Origin of the sequence: Prochlorococcus marinus XMU1405 (assembly GCF_017696275.1) — a bacterium.
GTDB lineage: Bacteria > Cyanobacteriota > Cyanobacteriia > PCC-6307 > Cyanobiaceae > Prochlorococcus_A > Prochlorococcus_A marinus_AB.
Map to the genome: position 1 here is coordinate 431,332 of NZ_JAAORF010000003.1, position 17,106 is coordinate 448,437.

General features: G+C 34.2%; 15 protein-coding genes. 5 read left to right on the plus strand and 10 right to left on the minus strand.

Features of this window, described 5'->3' with window-relative positions:
• Nucleotides 1–9 precede the first annotated feature (9 nt).
• Both clpS and HA148_RS08405 read right to left on the minus strand, forming a co-directional pair.
• Nucleotides 10–327: an ATP-dependent Clp protease adapter ClpS gene (gene clpS, locus HA148_RS08400; RefSeq protein ID WP_162504011.1), complete on the minus strand. Its 318-nt coding sequence runs from the start codon at nt 325–327 to the stop codon at nt 10–12.
• Between the two features lie 32 nt (nt 328–359).
• A complete protein-coding gene (locus tag HA148_RS08405) occupies nt 360–1,586 on the minus strand; it encodes an LL-diaminopimelate aminotransferase (RefSeq protein WP_209131883.1) in 1,227 nt (408 codons plus the stop codon).
• 298 nt (nt 1,587–1,884) lie between these two features.
• Between HA148_RS08405 and HA148_RS08410 the strand changes: the two genes are divergently transcribed.
• Both HA148_RS08410 and HA148_RS08415 read left to right on the plus strand, forming a co-directional pair.
• The gene (locus tag HA148_RS08410; protein ID WP_209131885.1) at nt 1,885–3,708 is read left to right on the plus strand and encodes an Rne/Rng family ribonuclease; all 1,824 of its coding nucleotides are present in this window, start codon (nt 1,885–1,887) and stop codon (nt 3,706–3,708) included.
• Nucleotides 3,665–4,282 (plus strand): ribonuclease HII, encoded by a 618-nt coding sequence (locus tag HA148_RS08415; protein ID WP_209132219.1) that lies wholly within the window; start codon nt 3,665–3,667, stop codon nt 4,280–4,282. The genes HA148_RS08410 and HA148_RS08415 overlap by 44 nt, the downstream gene beginning before the upstream one ends.
• On the opposite strand, the gene HA148_RS08420 is transcribed toward HA148_RS08415, so the two are convergent.
• Entirely contained in the window at nt 4,268–4,786 is a 519-nt protein-coding gene (locus HA148_RS08420) for a DUF1997 domain-containing protein (RefSeq protein WP_209131887.1), read from the minus strand. The two genes, HA148_RS08415 and HA148_RS08420, sit on opposite strands and share 15 nt — an antisense overlap.
• A 52-nt stretch (nt 4,787–4,838) precedes the next feature.
• Here HA148_RS08420 and pheA point away from each other — a divergent pair, with 52 nt between their 5' ends.
• Nucleotides 4,839–5,684 (plus strand): prephenate dehydratase, encoded by an 846-nt coding sequence (pheA, locus tag HA148_RS08425; protein ID WP_209131889.1) that lies wholly within the window; start codon nt 4,839–4,841, stop codon nt 5,682–5,684.
• Between the two features lies 1 nt (nt 5,685).
• On the opposite strand, the gene HA148_RS08430 is transcribed toward pheA, so the two are convergent.
• From HA148_RS08430 to rpsL, 7 genes are all read right to left on the minus strand, one after another.
• On the minus strand, nt 5,686–6,621 hold the full coding sequence (locus HA148_RS08430) for a methyltransferase domain-containing protein (RefSeq protein WP_209131892.1): 936 nt from the start codon (nt 6,619–6,621) through the stop codon (nt 5,686–5,688).
• Entirely contained in the window at nt 6,622–7,278 is a 657-nt protein-coding gene (locus HA148_RS08435; protein WP_209131894.1) for an LON peptidase substrate-binding domain-containing protein, read from the minus strand.
• A 56-nt stretch (nt 7,279–7,334) separates the two neighbouring features.
• Entirely contained in the window at nt 7,335–7,655 is a 321-nt protein-coding gene (gene rpsJ, locus HA148_RS08440) for a 30S ribosomal protein S10 (protein WP_002807536.1), read from the minus strand.
• Nucleotides 7,656–7,754: 99 nt separating this feature from the next.
• Nucleotides 7,755–8,954, minus strand: a complete 1,200-nt coding sequence (tuf, locus tag HA148_RS08445) for an elongation factor Tu (protein WP_025923574.1) — start codon at nt 8,952–8,954, stop codon at nt 7,755–7,757.
• A 45-nt stretch (nt 8,955–8,999) separates the two neighbouring features.
• Complete coding sequence (fusA, locus tag HA148_RS08450; protein WP_209131896.1) at nt 9,000–11,075, minus strand: elongation factor G; 2,076 nt, start codon at nt 11,073–11,075, stop codon at nt 9,000–9,002.
• A 97-nt stretch (nt 11,076–11,172) separates the two neighbouring features.
• A complete protein-coding gene (gene rpsG, locus HA148_RS08455; protein WP_002806267.1) occupies nt 11,173–11,643 on the minus strand; it encodes a 30S ribosomal protein S7 in 471 nt (156 codons plus the stop codon).
• Between the two features lie 25 nt (nt 11,644–11,668).
• Entirely contained in the window at nt 11,669–12,043 is a 375-nt protein-coding gene (gene rpsL / locus HA148_RS08460; protein WP_025915119.1) for a 30S ribosomal protein S12, read from the minus strand.
• A gap of 195 nt (nt 12,044–12,238) precedes the next feature.
• Between rpsL and gltB the strand changes: the two genes are divergently transcribed.
• Together gltB and HA148_RS08470 are read left to right on the plus strand one after the other, a co-directional pair.
• On the plus strand, nt 12,239–16,810 hold the full coding sequence (gene gltB / locus HA148_RS08465) for a glutamate synthase large subunit (protein WP_209131898.1): 4,572 nt from the start codon (nt 12,239–12,241) through the stop codon (nt 16,808–16,810).
• Complete coding sequence (locus HA148_RS08470; RefSeq protein ID WP_209131900.1) at nt 16,811–17,104, plus strand: YciI family protein; 294 nt, start codon at nt 16,811–16,813, stop codon at nt 17,102–17,104.
• Nucleotides 17,105–17,106 lie beyond the last annotated feature (2 nt).

The window sequence follows — 17,106 nt, forward strand, 5'->3', positions numbered from 1 at the left end:
CAACCGTTATTAATCCTCTTTCTCAATTGAACTAGAAATTCCTTTAGATTTTAATGATTCTGAGTAAAATTCTGCTGGCTCTAAATCACAAACAATTACTAGACCCACGCCCGTATTGTGTGCTTCAAGCATTATTGCTATAGCATCTTGTTCACTTAATTGCGGAACAACCTCTCGTAGTGAAATAGTGACATATTCCATAGAATTTACTGGGTCATTATGAAGCAAAACCTTATATTTTGGAGATTTATTTTTTAATTCAGCAGGTTTTTTTTCAATCACTGCTGAATTATTATTTGCACTTTGTTCTAACTTTATAGATAGCATTAAATTTATTAGAGTTTAAATTGTACTAGTAATTATATATTAATTATTCTTTCCATTGCATCAAGAACGTTTGATCGTGAGTTAAATGCTGACAATCGAAAATAACCCTCTCCTGCTAATCCAAATCCGCTCCCAGGTGTTCCTACTACACTAACTTTTTGGAGAAGGAAATCAAAAAAGTCCCAAGATGTCATTTGATCTGGAACTTTAATCCAGATATAAGGAGCATTGTCCCCACCATAAACTTTATATCCTGAATTCTGAAGTTTATTTTTCATAATTTTTGCATTTTCCATATAAAAATCAATTAAACCTTTCACCTGTTTTTTCCCTTCAGGAGAATAAACAGCCTCTGCACCTTTCTGAACCACATAACTTACTCCATTGAACTTTGTAGATTGTCGTCTATTCCAAAGAGGCCATAACTCTATTTCTTCATTTGTTGAACTCAAACCTTTTAGATCCTTAGGTATTACTGTAAAAGCACATCTAACTCCAGTGAATCCTGCATTCTTTGAAAAAGATCTAAATTCAATAGCACAATCCTTTGCCCCCTCAATCTCATATATTGAATGTGGAATATCATTATCTTGGATAAAGGCTTCATAAGCTGCATCAAAAAGTATCAGAGATTTATTTTGGAGGGCATAGTCAACCCACTTTTTCAATTCATTTTTTGTAATAGTTGCTCCAGTTGGATTATTTGGAAAACAAAGATATAAAATATCCACTTTTTTTTCAGGTAGTTTTGGCAAAAAATTGTTCCTCTCGTTTATTGCCAGATATGTTAAACCTTGATAAGTACCATTTTCGAGAGCTTCTCCAGTTCTACCTGTCATAACGTTACTATCTACATAAACAGGGTAAACCGGATCAGTTACAGCAATTGAATTATCTTTGCCAAGAATATCTAAAATATTGCTACTATCGCATTTAGAACCATCTGAAACAAAGATTTCTTCGGGTGAAATTTGACAGCCTCGAGAAATAAAATCATGCTCAGATATTTTTTCTCTCAGCCAAGAATAACCTTGTTCTGGTCCATAACCTCTGAAACCGTTTATTGTTGCCATGTCATCTAAAGCTTTACCCATAGCTTCTATACATGCTCTTGGTAATGGTTCTGTAACATCTCCTATGCCAAGCTTAATAATTTCAGCACTCTTATTTGATTGAGAATATATTTTTACCCTTTTAGCAATTTCAGGGAATAAATAGCCTGCTTTGAGTTTTAAATAATTTTCGTTTACTTGAACCACTTTAGATAAAAAATTTCACCAATATTAGAATAATGTATCAACGTGCTTTAGTGGTGATTAGATGTTAATATTATTCTAGTTATGGTTAATTTAAGAGATGATCATAGCTGTGAATTCAATTTCAATTAGTTTGAAAATCGTTTAAATCTTTATAAATAGCAGAATTCAATCACTATTAACTTTGTTAATTTAAAAAAAGTAAACAATAATAGCTAAAAAAAATTGCTTTATTAAAAGATAAAATCTAATTCTCTAATCTAGACGATTTTCAAAATCCAAATCATTCAGAATCAACTATATGTCTCAGCAAATTATCATCGCTGAGCAGGCTCGAATAGCAGCACTACTCACAGATGATCGAGTTGATGAATTAATCGTCGCACAAGGTCAATATCAAATTGGCGATATTTTTTTAGGAACAGTTGAAAATGTTCTTCCTGGCATTGATGCCGCTTTTATAAATATTGGTGAAAGTGAGAAAAATGGATTCATCCATGTTTCAGATTTAGGTCCACTAAGAATTAAAAAAGGGACATTTGGAATAACTGAATTACTAGAACCAAAACAAAAAGTTTTAGTACAGGTAATAAAGGAACCCACAGGATCTAAAGGTCCCAGACTAACCGGAAGTATATCAATCCCAGGAAAATATTTGATACTACAGCCATATGGCCAAGGAGTAAATATTTCAAGAAAAATTAATACAGAAACTGAACGAAGCCGTTTGAAAGCTCTTGGCGTTTTAATAAAACCACCTAGTACAGGATTATTATTTAGAACAGAGGCTGAAAAAATAAAAGAAGAACTTCTAATTGAAGATTTAGAACATTTAATTCAACAATGGGAAAATACACTAAAAGTTTCTGAGGCCTCTAATCCGCCATATTTAGTAAAAAGAGATGAAGATTTCTCTCTTAAGATCTTGAGAGATCATATTAAAGAATCAACTAAAAGTATAATTATCGATAGTAAATTTTCAGTTGCAAGGGCAAAAGATTTTTTAATAAATTATGAATCTGATATAAATATTGAATTTCACGATAATAGTTTAAACCAACATATTTTCGAAAAGTACGAAATTAAGAAAACAATTCAAAAAGCTCTACAACCTAGAGTAGATCTTCCTTCTGGAGGTTATATTATTATCGAACCAACTGAAGCTTTAACAGTAATCGATGTAAACTCTGGATCATTTACAAGATCCGCAAACTCAAGACAAACCGTTTTGTGGACAAACTGCGAAGCAGCAGTTGAAATCTCAAGGCAAATGAAATTAAGAAATATTGGTGGAGTTATAGTAGTAGATTTTATCGATATGGAATCTAGAAGAGATCAATTTCAGTTACTTGAGCATTTTACCTCAGCAATAAAAGATGATTCTGCTAGGCCTCAAATAGCTCAGCTTACTGAATTAGGATTAGTAGAGTTAACCAGAAAAAGACAGGGTCAAAATATATATGAATTATTCGGTAAAAAATGTTCTAAATGCGATGGAACAGGGCACGTAGAAAATATATTAAATTACGAAATTGCTAACTTAAAAATTAAAAATGTTGAAAATAAATCTAATCAATCAAACAATCTAAAATCTTTAGATAAAGATATTTCTCAATCAACTTATGAGCAAGAAAAAATAATCGACAAGGAATTAATTAACTCCAAAGACCTAAGTAAAGATAATTCTTCTAATAAAAAAGAAAAAGAAAATGATAATGATAATTTGAATCAATCAAATTCAAAAGAAAAAAATATAATAACAGTTGATCTTACTAATGAAGAAAAAGTTGTTTTCAGTCAATTAGGTATTAATCCCCTTATTAAGTTAGGTAAAGAATATCTCACCAGCAATAATTTTGTGCGTTTAGAAGAAAGTAATAAGGAAAAAGAAAAACCCTTAAATAATAAAAAAACAAAAAAACAAATTAAAAAAATATCAAAAACTGAAGAAGAAAAGATTCAAATTAAAGTTGAAGCAAATGCAAATTCTAAAGATAAATCAGCAGATAAAACTAATGAAAATAATGAAGTTGTATTTACAGACAAAAAGGATAAAACTGAACTTGCAGATGAGCTAAACAATACAAGAAAAAAAAGAAGAAGATCTTCAGCAAGCATTGAATAAAGTATCCGAAGTTGGAATAGATGAAGTTGGAAGGGGAGCAATTTTTGGTCCAGTGTTTGCAGCAGCAGTCGTATTAACTGAGAAAAATAAATTTACTTTAAAACAACTTGGAGTAACAGATAGTAAAAAACTAACTCCCAAAAAAAGAAAATTACTTTTACCAAAAATTTTATTTCTCTCTTCAGATTATGGAATTGGGCAATCTTCGGCCAGAGAAATAGATAAGTTAGGTATCAGAGTTGCGACAGAACTTTCAATGATAAGAGCTCTAAAAAAATTAAAAGAAAAGCCATCTGAATTAATAATTGATGGCCCCTTACTATTAAGGCCATGGAACGGAATTCAGAAAAACATAGTTTCTGGAGACTCAAAGTTTATCTCAATAGCTGCAGCAAGCATAGTTGCCAAAGTTTCTCGCGACAATCTAATGGAGAGGTTAGAAAAAAAATACTCAGGATACTTGTTATTTAAAAATAAAGGTTATGGAACTAGAGAGCATCTTTCATTAATCAAAAAAAATGGAATAACTAAACTTCATAGGAAAAGTTTTTTAAAAAAATCAAATCTTATTTAATTCACACCAATCTAAAAAGTCTTTTACGAGTTGCTGTTGAACCCTTGACTTTATACCCAATAGAATTCCATTTAATACCGAATGACCAGTAGATTCCAAAATTTTCTTTGGTACCAGCTTCAGTAGAGGGGGTTGGCTTACAGATACCCCAAGAAGTGCCTCGCCTTCTAAACCAACATCGGTTGCTTCCAAATTCGCTTTCAAAATAAGATTAAAGTCATCTACAATTCCCAAACCATCCAATTTACTATCAAGGGCACTCATTCTTAAAATTCCATCTCTATTCTCTACCGCAATTGAGACAACAGGGTTAATATCTAGTTGGAAAACCTTAAAACTTGTTACTGTATACTTGTATCTACCTTCTCCCTCAGGTACTAATTTTTTGGAGTCTAGCATTGCTCCAACAACTCTTTCTTCTTCCAAAAGATATTGAGAAAGATATTTTTTATTTCGTGTTACAGAAAGCTTTAATTTCTGTTTAGCATCAAAAGATAATAGCATTTTCTATAACCCTCCAATGCTTATTTGATCTCTTTTTTTCTTACAATCAATCATGCGCAAACAAGTTGCATATTTAGGTCCTAAAGGGACATATGCAGAAAAAGCAGCTCATATATTATCAAAGCTTGCCAATTTTCAGACACCTATATTTGTACCATGTAATGGGTTACATTCGGTCATTAAATCAATTGCCTACAACAATTGTGATGCTGCAGTAGTACCTATTGAAAATTCTGTAGAAGGCGGAGTCACAGCCACTTTAGATGCCCTCTGGAAATTTCCTGAAATATTTATCAATAAAGCAATTGTTTTACCTATTAAACATGCGTTAATTAGCGATGGAGAACTTTCAATGATTTCAGAAGTATTATCTCACCCTCAAGCATTAGCTCAATGTTCTGAATGGTTATCTGAAAATCTCCCAAATGCAATTCCTCTTCCAACAAATTCAACATCAGAAGCTGTCAATATGGTAAAAGGAAGTAAATTTAGAGCAGCTATCGGCTCAAAATCATTAATTCAAATTGAAGGACTTAAAGAATTAGCCTTTCCTATTAATGATGTCCCAGGAAACTGTACTAGATTTGTCATTTTGAGCAAAGAATCAAATTTTAGTCCAGCTAATATTGCAAGTTTTGCTTTTTCATTAATCTCAAATAAACCTGGCGCTTTACTAGAAGCTTTAAATTATATTGCAGATTTTGGATTTAATATGAGTAAAATTGAATCTAGACCATCAAAACGAGAGTTAGGCGAATACATAATTTATATTGATTTAGAAATAAATAATCAAAATAATATAAAAAATTTAGTCGATTTAAAAAATAATTTAAAGCCATTATGCAAAAACTTCGTAGATTTTGGAAATTATTTTTCTGAAAATGTTGAACTAGATTAATTTATCCCCTACATTTATAAACTCCAAACTCCATTAAACCTTTTCTAAATGCCCAATTCATTAGTAATATCGTTGGAATCTCTCTAATCGACTTTACTATCGCAAATGGGCCAAGTGACAAAATTGCTAAGGGTCTTCGAATGCCTTCATAAATTGAGTCGTACCAAGAAGGATTCGTATAAGAGTTCCAATTCTCAGAAATAACTCTTCCAGCACTATTTTTATTAATTCTAAGAATATTACTGAATTGGTTAATGCTTATAAAATTGGGGTGTACCCACTGTTCAAGTAATTGTTTAAGGACTAACTTCTCCAAAAATGATGGGGGATATGCCTTTAGATCTCTTGAGTTCCAATCAGCCAATGCCAAATATCCTCCAGGTCTCAAAATTCTAAGCATTTCATCTGCAAACTTAGTTTTGTCATTCATATGAGCTCCTGCCTCAACACTCCAGACCGCATCAAATGATCCATCTTCAAATGATAAATCCAATGCATCCATAACTTGGAAGTTGCAATTAAGTCCAAAAGGAGTAAGTTCTCTTGCTCTTTTAACTTGAGCCGGACTAATTGTAATGCCTGTAACATTAAACCCATAATATTCTGAAAGAATCCTAGAACTTCCCCCTATACCACAACCTACATCGAGTATTCTGGATCCTTTTGGCAATTTATCCAAACCACTCCATTTGACTAATTCATGAACAAACTGAGCTTTAGCTTTTCTAAAATCAATATTTTTTTTCCCTGAAGGATAAAAACCCAAATGTATATGTTCTCCCCACAATCTCTCAAGTAATTTATCCTGCGTCCAAGCATCATATGCGGAAGCTACTGTACTGGAAGAAATATATTTTCTAGCATTAATTCTCCAGATAATAAATAGGACCAGAAAGAATAAAACTAGTAAAAAAAAAGGGAATAATAACTCAATCATTTAATTTTCTTTTATATCAGGGAAACTTTCTTTCAATGCGGTTCTTGCTGCAAGTTGTTTTCTTGTATGATCCAGCATTTCATATTCCCTTTGCAAACGAGTAAAAGTATTTCTTTCCTCAAGAAGTCTTTGCTGTTCTTCCGCAACAGGACCGCCCAAATGAGCTCCTATCCAAAATGATAATTCCATTGGGTTGTCAGGTAATTTATCAGGTAGATTTTTCTTAGTATTAGTTAATTTACTTGTTAAAGTAATAACGTCACTAAGAGCTTCTTTTACTGAATCTTTTAGTGAATCTATTTTTTGTAAGTCATCAATATTATCATCATTAATCCAACTAACCATCGCGGAGCAAAACGGCGTCGAACGTGTAATTTCTAAGACTTGAAATCTTTGTTGTCCGAGAGTGATAATATTACTTCTCCCATCTTCTGCAGTTTGATGTTTTATAATTTGCGCGCAACATCCCACGTTAGCCATAGTTTTTGTAGTTGGGTCCCACTTAATGACTCCAAACCTAGAATCACTTTCAAGAACAGATTGGAGCATAATCCTATATCTCGACTCAAAAATATGTAAAGGCAATACTTCTTGAGGAAAAAGGACCACTTCCGGCAAAGGAAATAAAGGTAGTTCCCTTACTGAGAGTTCTCCCATCTAAACCTCATTTAAATGTTTTTATACTAATCAATTTAGGGCGGTTTCGGGATTAATTAAAGTTTAACTTCTATATCTACACCACTAGGGAGATCTAGCTTCATTAAAGCATCAATAGTTTTTGCAGAGGGACTATAGATATCGATGATTCTTCGATGTGTTCTTGTTTCAAAATGCTCTCTAGAATCTTTATCGACATGTGGTGATCTAAGGACACAATAAATTTTCCTTTTTGTAGGTAGAGGTATTGGACCTATTGCTGAGGCAGAAGTAGTATCAGCAGTTTGGATTATTTTGTCACAAGACAGATCAAGCATTCTCCTATCAAATGCTTTGAGTCTTATTCTTATTTTTTGTTGTGCTATTGATGCAGTCATAATTTCAAATAACTTCTATTGAAGGGTCATTTATTAAATGACCCTTGTCCATGTATCTATATTAGATGATTGAGGTTAAATTTTTAAAATTCAAATATATTACTTGAGTATTTTAGAAACAACTCCAGCACCGATAGTACGTCCACCTTCACGGATTGCGAATCGCATACCTTGTTCAATAGCTACTGGACAAATTAATTCCCCAGTCATCTTAATTCTGTCTCCTGGCATAACCATTTCAACATTAGAGCCATCATCAGAGGTAAATGCGGTTATTTGACCTGTCACATCAGTTGTTCTGATGTAGAACTGAGGTCTATATCCTGCAAAGAAAGGAGTATGTCTTCCGCCCTCTTCTTTTTTAAGAACATAAACTTCTCCTTCAAATTGAGTATGAGGGGTAATAGATCCTTTCTTAACAAGAACCATTCCTCTCTCAATATCTTCTTTCTGGACACCACGTAAAAGTAAACCAACATTATCGCCAGCCATACCTTCATCAAGAAGTTTTCGGAACATTTCGACTCCAGTAACAGTAGTTACTCTTGTATCTCTTATTCCAACTATTTCTACTTCTTCTCCAACCTTAACTTTACCTCTCTCAATTCTTCCAGTAGCAACAGTTCCTCTACCAGTAATCGAGAAAACGTCTTCAACTGCCATTAAGAATGGTTTGTCAACTTCTCTTTCAGGTTCAGGAATGCTAGCATCAACTGCTTTCATTAATTCTTCAATCTTTGATTCCCAAGTAGAATCACCTTCGAGAGCTTTTAAACCTGAAACTTGAACTATAGGAATGTCATCTCCAGGGAAGTCATAACTATCTAAAAGTTCTCTAATTTCCATTTCGACAAGTTCAATAATTTCCTCATCGTCGACCATATCGCACTTATTGAGAGCAACAACAAGAGCAGGAACTCCAACTTGTTTAGCTAAAAGAATATGCTCTTTTGTTTGAGCCATAGGACCATCTGTAGCTGCGCAAACTAGAATAGCTCCGTCCATCTGGGCGGCCCCTGTGATCATGTTTTTAACATAATCAGCATGTCCTGGGCAATCAACATGAGCATAATGTCTGCCTTCAGTTTCATATTCAACATGAGCTGTATTAATTGTAATACCACGCTCTCTTTCTTCAGGAGCACCATCAATGTCTCCATAGTCTTGAGCTTGAGCTTGACCTTTTTTAGCTAATACGTTTGTAATAGCAGCAGTAAGTGTTGTTTTTCCATGATCAACATGGCCAATAGTACCTATGTTGACATGTGGTTTGTTCCTTTCGAACTTCTCGCGAGCCATTTTGAATTAAAGAATCGAGGGTTTAAGAGTGTTTTAGTTTAGAGATCAGGAGTTGCCCTGATTCTTGGAAATGATAGCTTCAGCAACATTACGAGGAACTTCCTCATAATTTGCGAACTCCATTGAAAATATACCCCGACCTTGAGTCATTGATCGGAGTTGAGTGGCATAGCCGAACATTTCGGCTAAGGGCACTTTGGCCTGTACCTTAGACAATCCATCATCAACAGATTGTCCTTCTACTTGACCTCTTCTAGAAGAGAGATCACCAATTACAGATCCAAGGAAGTCATCAGGACTTTCGACCTCAACTTTCATCATAGGCTCTAAAAGGACAGGATTGCATTTTTTAACCCCGTCTTTAAAAGCCATGGAACCTGCAATTTTGAAGGCCATTTCAGATGAGTCTACATCGTGGAATGAACCATCGACTAGTGTTACTTTTACATCAATGAGTGGATAACCGGCAAGTACACCTGATTCACAAGTTTCTTTCATTCCATTTGATGCAGGACCTATATACTCTTTTGGTACAGCTCCTCCAACGATTTTATTTACAAATTCAAAACCTTTACCAACTTCAGCAGGTTCCATTTCAATGATTACATGACCATATTGACCTTTTCCTCCAGTCTGTCTTGCGTATTTACCTTCACCTTTAGAACTGGACCTAATAGTCTCTCTATATGAAACTTGAGGAGCGCCTATATTCGCTTCAACTTTAAATTCCCTTAACATTCTGTCAACAAGGATTTCTAAGTGCAACTCACCCATACCTGCAATAACAGTTTGATTTGTCTCTGGATCTGTACTTACTCTAAAGGTTGGATCCTCTTCAGACAAAGCAGTTAAAGCTTTGGATAATTTTTCCATATCGCCTTTTGTTTTTGGCTCAACAGCTACCGAAATAACTGGTTCAGGGATAAACAATGTCTCCAAAACTATTGGATCTTCTGTGTTACATAAAGTATCACCAGTTGTTGTGTTCTTAAGACCTAATACAGCTCCTAAATCCCCAGCCCTTAATTCGTCAACCTCCTCTCTTTCATCGGCCTTAAGAATCACTAATCTAGAAATTCTCTCTTTAGCATCCTTAGTAGAATTCATTACGTAACTTCCCTTAGAGAGAACACCTGAATACATTCTTACAAAAGTTAATTTCCCATAGGGATCTGACATCACTTTGAATGCTAATGCACTAAAAGGAGCATTATCATCTGAAGGTCTAACATCTTCTTTGCCACTTGGTAAAACACCTTGTATTGGTTTTACGTCAACTGGAGCAGGCAAGTAATCAACTACAGCGTCTAGTACAAGTTGGACTCCTTTATTCTTAAAAGCTGAACCACACAAAACAGGAACTAATCCATGTTTTAAAACACCTTCCCTAATACCTTTTTTGAGTTGTTCTTCGGACAATTCTCCTGTTTCAAGGAAAATTTCAATTAACTCTTCATCATTTTCTGCGACGCTTTCCATCAACTTTAATCTCCACTCAGAAGCTTCTTCCTTCATTTCAGATGGAATTGGTGCTTCTTCAATATCAGTACCTAAATCATTTTTGTAGAGATATGCTTTGTTAGCGACTAAATCAATAATGCCTGTAAGATCACCCTCAGCTCCTATAGGTAGCTGAATTGGGAGTGCATTTGCCTTTAGACGATCTTTAATTTGTTTATTAACTTTTAAAAAATCTGCACCAGTCCTGTCCATTTTATTAACAAAAACCATCCTCGGAACAGAATATCTATCTGCTTGACGCCAAACTGTTTCGGATTGAGGCTGAACTCCCCCAACTGCGCAAAACACAGCTATAACTCCGTCCAAGACTCGCATTGATCTTTCAACTTCAATAGTAAAGTCAACGTGTCCAGGAGTATCAATAATATTAATTCTGTGATCTTGCCAACTTGTAGATATTGCTGCAGCAGTAATAGTTATTCCTCTTTCTCGTTCTTGAGCCATCCAATCTGTTACAGCAGCACCATCATGTACTTCTCCTATCTTGTGAACAACACCTGAATAAAACAAAATTCTTTCAGTAGTTGTAGTCTTCCCTGCATCAATATGAGCGGCTATACCTATGTTCCTTACTCGTTCTAGGGGAAAGTCGCGTGCCAATTTTAAAGCTCCAAATAAAATAATTTTTGATAAGTATAGTTCACCCTAAAAGCAAACTTCATTAATAATAAACTACTTAAGTACCTTTTTGATGAAATTAATATCTGTAATGAGCAAAAGCTTTATTAGCTTCAGCCATTTTATGAGTGTCTTCTCTTTTTTTAACTGCACTTCCAGTTTCATTTGCTGCATCCATCAATTCACCAGCAAGTTTTTGAGACATACTTTTTCCATTCCTGGCACGTGAGAATGTAACAAGCCATCTTAATGCCATAGCTGTACCCCTCTCTTGGCGTACTTCCATAGGTACTTGATATGTGGCACCACCAACTCTTCTAGCTCTTACTTCAACAAGGGGAGTAGCATTTTTAACAGCTGTTTCAAATAATTCGACTGCATTGCCACCTGTTCTCTCACTTATTAAGGAAAAAGCATCAGACAATATCCTTTGAGCTGTAGATTTTTTACCATGCTTCATCAATCGAGAAATCATCATTGAAGCAAGACGACTATTAAATTGAGGATCTGGAAGAACTGGTCTTTTTACTGCTGCATTACGACGTGACATTTTTTTAGAAAGTGATGTTTACAAATTAATCTTTTGGAGCTTTTGCTCCATACTTAGATCTGGATTGACGTCTATCTTTGACTCCAGCCGTATCTAAAGTTCCTCTTATTATATGATATCTAACTCCTGGCAAATCCTTAACTCTTCCCCCCCTAAGCAGCACTACAGAGTGTTCTTGCAAATTATGTCCAATCCCAGGGATGTAAGCCGTTACTTCGAAACCTGAAGTTAATCTCACTCTTGCAACTTTTCTCAAGGCTGAATTAGGCTTTTTAGGTGTTGATGTATAGACTCTGGTACAAACCCCTCTTCTCTCAGGGCAAGCTTTTAATGCAGGAGATTTTGTTTTCCTTGTCAGACGTTTTCTTTCTGAACCTATTAATTGTGAGATGGTGGGCATCTATTATATTTAGATAAAAATAAACATTTCACTATCATAACCTTTTACGAGCACCAACCAAAAGTTTTTTATTATATTTTTTTTAAAATTTGTCAAATTAAAATTCTTTGGTAAATATTCATTATTTTTAGATTTATTTTCATATTTATTTTTATAATAGAAATACATAAATAACTAAATAGAATTAAATAATCTATGGGAGAGAGTATCAAAAGAATCGATGGACCATATCAAGATAGTTATTCCCCAAATGGAATAATTGGTGAGAAAGATGCGTGTGGAGTTGGTTTCATAGCAAATATCAAAGGAATAGAAAGCAACTGGATCTTAAAACAATCCCTGAAAGGCCTTAACTGCATGGAGCATAGAGGGGGTTGTGGAGGAGATAGTGATTCAGGAGATGGAGCTGGCATCTTATGTTCAATTCCATGGGAATACATTGAAGATGAAATGAATCTAAAAATTCCTCAAGAATTGCATAGAGGTTTAGGCATGGTTTTCATGCCTAATAAAAAAGAGAAAATTGAAGTATGTAAATCAATATGTGATGAAGAAGCAGAACAATTAAGAGTCAACAAAACATCTTGGAGAACAGTACCTGTTAATAATAAAATATTAGGTCCTTTAGCTAAAGCAAATGCTCCATTCATATGTCAGTGGATTTTATATATAGATAAAAAAGAACACCAGGATATTGAGAGGCTCTTATTTCAATTAAGAAAAAGAATTGAGAAAAAAATAAGAGCAACTTTCAAAAACCATGTTGGGGATTGTGAATTTTATTTTGCCTCACTAAGTTCTAAAACGGTTGTTTATAAAGGCATGGTTCGTTCTGAAATATTATCTGAGTTTTATCAAGATCTAAAAGAAGAAAGTTTTAAAGTTTCATTTTCTGTTTATCATCGTAGATTTAGTACCAATACTCTCCCAAAATGGCCACTAGCTCAACCTATGAGATTTCTAGGGCATAATGGGGAAATAAATACTCTATTAGGTAATATCAACTGGGCTAAAGCTTCAGAAAAACATATAGATGATTTTTGGGGAGAATTGTCTCATGAAATCAAGCCTATTGTAGATGTAAATAAAAGTGATTCATCAAATCTTGATGCAACCCTTGAAATTAATATTCGCTCAGGCCAACCAATAACTGATTCATTATTAAAACTTGTTCCTGAAGCTTTTAGAGATCAACCAGAACTTGAGAAAAGGGAAGACATTAAGTCATTTTATGAGTATTCTGCAAGCCTACAAGAAGCTTGGGATGGACCTGCTCTCCTTGTATTTGCAGATGGAAATTTTGTAGGAGCAACGCTTGATAGAAATGGTCTTAGACCAGCAAGATATTCAATCACAAATGATGGTTTTGTAATAATGGGTTCCGAAACAGGAGTAGTAGATCTTGAAGATGAAAGAGTGATAGAAAAAGGTCGATTAGGACCAGGTCAAATGTTGGCAGTTGATTTGCATCAAAATAGAATTCTCAGAAATTGGGAGGTAAAATCTGAAGCGGCGCAAAGACATGATTATAAAAATCTCCTAATTAATAGAACTATAAAAATTGAGCATAGTGAATGGTTTAAGGACTGCAAACTAAAAGACCTTGAGTTATTACAACAACAAACTGCGTATGGTTTTTCAGCTGAAGATAATGATCTTATCTTGGATTCAATGGCTTCATTAGCTAAAGAGCCTACCTATTGCATGGGCGACGATATCCCGTTAGCAGTGCTTTCTTCAAAGCCACATATTTTATATGACTATTTCAAGCAAAGATTTGCGCAAGTTACAAATCCTCCTATTGACCCTCTGAGAGAAAAACTTGTAATGAGTTTAGAGATGCATCTAGGAGAAAGATGCACACCATTTGAAATTAAAGATGCTAAACCTTTTATTCATTTACAAAGTCCGATTCTAAATGAAGAAGAACTCATTTCCATCAAAAAATCAAAAATTAAATCTCAGACAATTTCAAGTTTGTTTGATTTAGAGGAAGGTATTCAAGGCTTAGAGAACCAATTAAAAATAATCTGTAAACAGAGTGAGCTTTCTATAAAAGAAGGTTGCTCTTTAATTATCATTTCTGATAAGGGAATTAATCCTAAAAAGACTTTCATACCTCCTTTACTTGCTGTTGGAGCAATTCATCATTATCTTCTTAAAAAAGAAATCAGGCTAAAAGCTTCTCTAATAATTGAGACCGGTCAATGTTGGAGCACACATCACTTAGCTTGTTTAATTGGATATGGAGCAAGTGCAGTTTGCCCTTGGTTGACCTTCGAAGCAGGTAGACACTGGTTAAAACATCCAAAAATACAAAAACTGATTGATAGCAAAAAAATAAATCCATTATCAATAGTTGATGTTCAAGAAAATATTAAAAAAGCTCTAGAAGACGGTCTAAGAAAAATTCTCTCAAAAATAGGCATCTCACTTTTATCTAGTTACCATGGTGCACAAATTTTTGAAGCTGTAGGCCTTGGATCTGACTTAATAAGAATTGCTTTTGATGGTACAACAAGTCGTATCGCTGGCATAACATTAAAAGAATTAACTAATGAAACACTTTCAATACATACGAAAGCCTATCCAGAGATCGATTTAAAGAAATTAGAATTTTTAGGATTTGTACAATTTAGAAATAATGGAGAATATCATTCCAATAACCCAGAGATGTCCAAAGTTTTACATGCAGCTGTAAAACAAGGGCCAGGATACGATCATTTTGAAACTTACAAAAAACTTATTAGTAATAGACCTACAACATCTCTTAGAGATTTACTAACAATTAATTCAAAAAGAAAAAGTATTCCATTAGAGGAAGTTGAAAGTGTTGAATCAATTTGCAAAAGGTTCTGTACTGGAGGAATGAGTTTAGGTGCTTTATCCAGAGAAGCGCATGAAGTTTTAGCAGTTGCAATGAATAGAATTGGTGGAAAAAGTAATAGTGGAGAAGGGGGAGAAGATCCAGCTCGTTTTAATATTTTAAATGATATCGATGAAAATACTCAGTCAGCGACATTGCCATTTATTAAAGGCTTAAAGAATGGAGACACCGCATGCTCCGCTATTAAACAAATAGCATCAGGAAGATTTGGAGTTACACCTGAATATCTAAGAAGTGGTAAACAACTCGAAATTAAAATGGCTCAAGGTGCAAAACCCGGAGAGGGTGGACAATTACCTGGTCCAAAAGTTGATTCTTACATTGCAAAACTAAGAAATAGTAAACCTGGAGTAGCTTTGATATCTCCTCCCCCGCATCATGATATTTATTCAATTGAAGATTTAGCTCAACTTATCCACGACTTACACCAAGTTCATCCAAAAGCGAAAGTAAGCGTTAAACTTGTTTCTGAAATTGGTATAGGCACTATTGCCGCTGGAGTAAGCAAAGCTAATGCAGATGTAATTCAAATATCAGGTCATGACGGAGGTACAGGTGCGTCACCCCTGAGTTCTATAAAACATGCAGGTTTACCATGGGAACTTGGTGTTGCTGAAGTTCATAAATCTCTCTTAGAGAATAACTTACGCGAAAGAGTAATTTTGAGAACTGATGGAGGTCTTAAAACAGGCTGGGACGTAGTTATTGCAGCTTTACTAGGTGCTGAAGAATACGGTTTTGGTTCTGTAGCGATGATTGCTGAAGGATGCATAATGGCTCGGGTTTGTCATACAAACAAGTGTCCTGTTGGAGTTGCCACTCAAAAAGAAGAATTAAGAAAAAGATTTAAAGGTATTCCAGAAAATGTCGTAAATTTTTTCTTGTATATTGCTGAAGAAGTAAGACAGATAATGAGTAGTATCGGTGTCTCTAATATGGAAGAACTGATTGGTAATCAAGAATTTCTTTCTGCAAGAAATATCGATCTTCCAAAAACTTCTAATATTGATCTTTCTTCTTTAGTAAATAAACACTCAACCCCTGATAGATCATGGTTAAAACACTTAAAAACTGCCCATAGTAATGGTTCTGTATTAGAAGACGAGTTTTTGTCTGATACTAAATTTATAGATTCAATTAAAAATCACGCAATATTAACCAAAGAAATTGAGATAAAAAATACAGATAGAAGTGTTTGTGCGAAAATATCAGGCGAAATCGCAGAACTTCACGGCAATACTGGCTTCAATGGCGAACTCAACTTAAATTTCAAAGGATATGCAGGACAAAGCTTTGGTGCCTTTTTATTGAAGGGAATGAATGTCCAATTAATCGGAGAAGCTAATGATTATGTTTGTAAAGGAATGAATGGAGGAACACTCACAATAATTCCACCAAAAATAAATGAAATCTCTTCCGAACAAGTCATCCTAGGTAATACTTGTCTTTATGGAGCAACAGGTGGAAAATTATTTGCATTAGGAAAATCGGGAGAAAGATTTGCGGTTAGAAATAGTGGTGCTACAGCGGTAACAGAAGGAGCAGGTGATCATTGTTGTGAATACATGACTGGTGGGAAAGTTGTTATTCTAGGTTCCACAGGAAGGAATATTGGTGCGGGCATGACTGGTGGAATAGCTTTCATAATCGATGAAAATAATGATTTAAATAATAAAGTAAATAAAGAAATAGTAAGCATTCATGAAATAACTTCATCAAAGCAGGAAAAAATCTTATTGGAAATTATTAGAGAATATCAAGCAAAAACAAATAGCTTAAAGGCTGCCAAAATAATTGAAAATTGGTCTCATTTTAAGAGTACTTTCAAATTGATTGTTCCCCCAAGCGAAGAAGAGATGATAGGTATAAAAAAAATGTAAATGCCTTTCTTTGTAAAAACTGAAATTATAAAAAAAGAATACTTAATTAATAATGATTTAAAACGAAAAATAATTAACGAACATATTGATTGGGTAAAAAAATTAAAAAAAGAGGGAATTAATATAAAAAGTGGCTTTTTGGTAGATGAGTTAAATAGGCCAGGTGACGGCGGATTACTTATTCTTGAGATGAATAATTATAGAAATGCACTAAAAATAATTAAGAATGATCCAATGATTAAAAATGATCTAGTTGAATGGAAATTAAATGAGTGGGTAGATCCAAATAAATGAAT

Bases quoted from the DNA above. Each gene is read 5' to 3' on its own strand.
- clpS (WP_162504011.1), bottom strand. From the start codon at position 327: ATGCTATCTATAAAGTTAGAACAAAGTGCAAATAATAATTCAGCAGTG.
- HA148_RS08410 (WP_209131885.1), top strand. From the start codon at position 1,885: ATGTCTCAGCAAATTATCATCGCTGAGCAGGCTCGAATAGCAGCACTA.
- HA148_RS08420 (WP_209131887.1), bottom strand. From the start codon at position 4,786: ATGCTATTATCTTTTGATGCTAAACAGAAATTAAAGCTTTCTGTAACA.
- pheA (WP_209131889.1), top strand. From the start codon at position 4,839: ATGCGCAAACAAGTTGCATATTTAGGTCCTAAAGGGACATATGCAGAA.
- HA148_RS08430 (WP_209131892.1), bottom strand. From the start codon at position 6,621: ATGATTGAGTTATTATTCCCTTTTTTTTTACTAGTTTTATTCTTTCTG.
- HA148_RS08435 (WP_209131894.1), bottom strand. From the start codon at position 7,278: ATGGGAGAACTCTCAGTAAGGGAACTACCTTTATTTCCTTTGCCGGAA.
- rpsJ (WP_002807536.1), bottom strand. From the start codon at position 7,655: ATGACTGCATCAATAGCACAACAAAAAATAAGAATAAGACTCAAAGCA.
- tuf (WP_025923574.1), bottom strand. From the start codon at position 8,954: ATGGCTCGCGAGAAGTTCGAAAGGAACAAACCACATGTCAACATAGGT.
- rpsG (WP_002806267.1), bottom strand. From the start codon at position 11,643: ATGTCACGTCGTAATGCAGCAGTAAAAAGACCAGTTCTTCCAGATCCT.
- rpsL (WP_025915119.1), bottom strand. From the start codon at position 12,043: ATGCCCACCATCTCACAATTAATAGGTTCAGAAAGAAAACGTCTGACA.
- gltB (WP_209131898.1), top strand. From the start codon at position 12,239: ATGGGAGAGAGTATCAAAAGAATCGATGGACCATATCAAGATAGTTAT.
- HA148_RS08470 (WP_209131900.1), top strand. From the start codon at position 16,811: ATGCCTTTCTTTGTAAAAACTGAAATTATAAAAAAAGAATACTTAATT.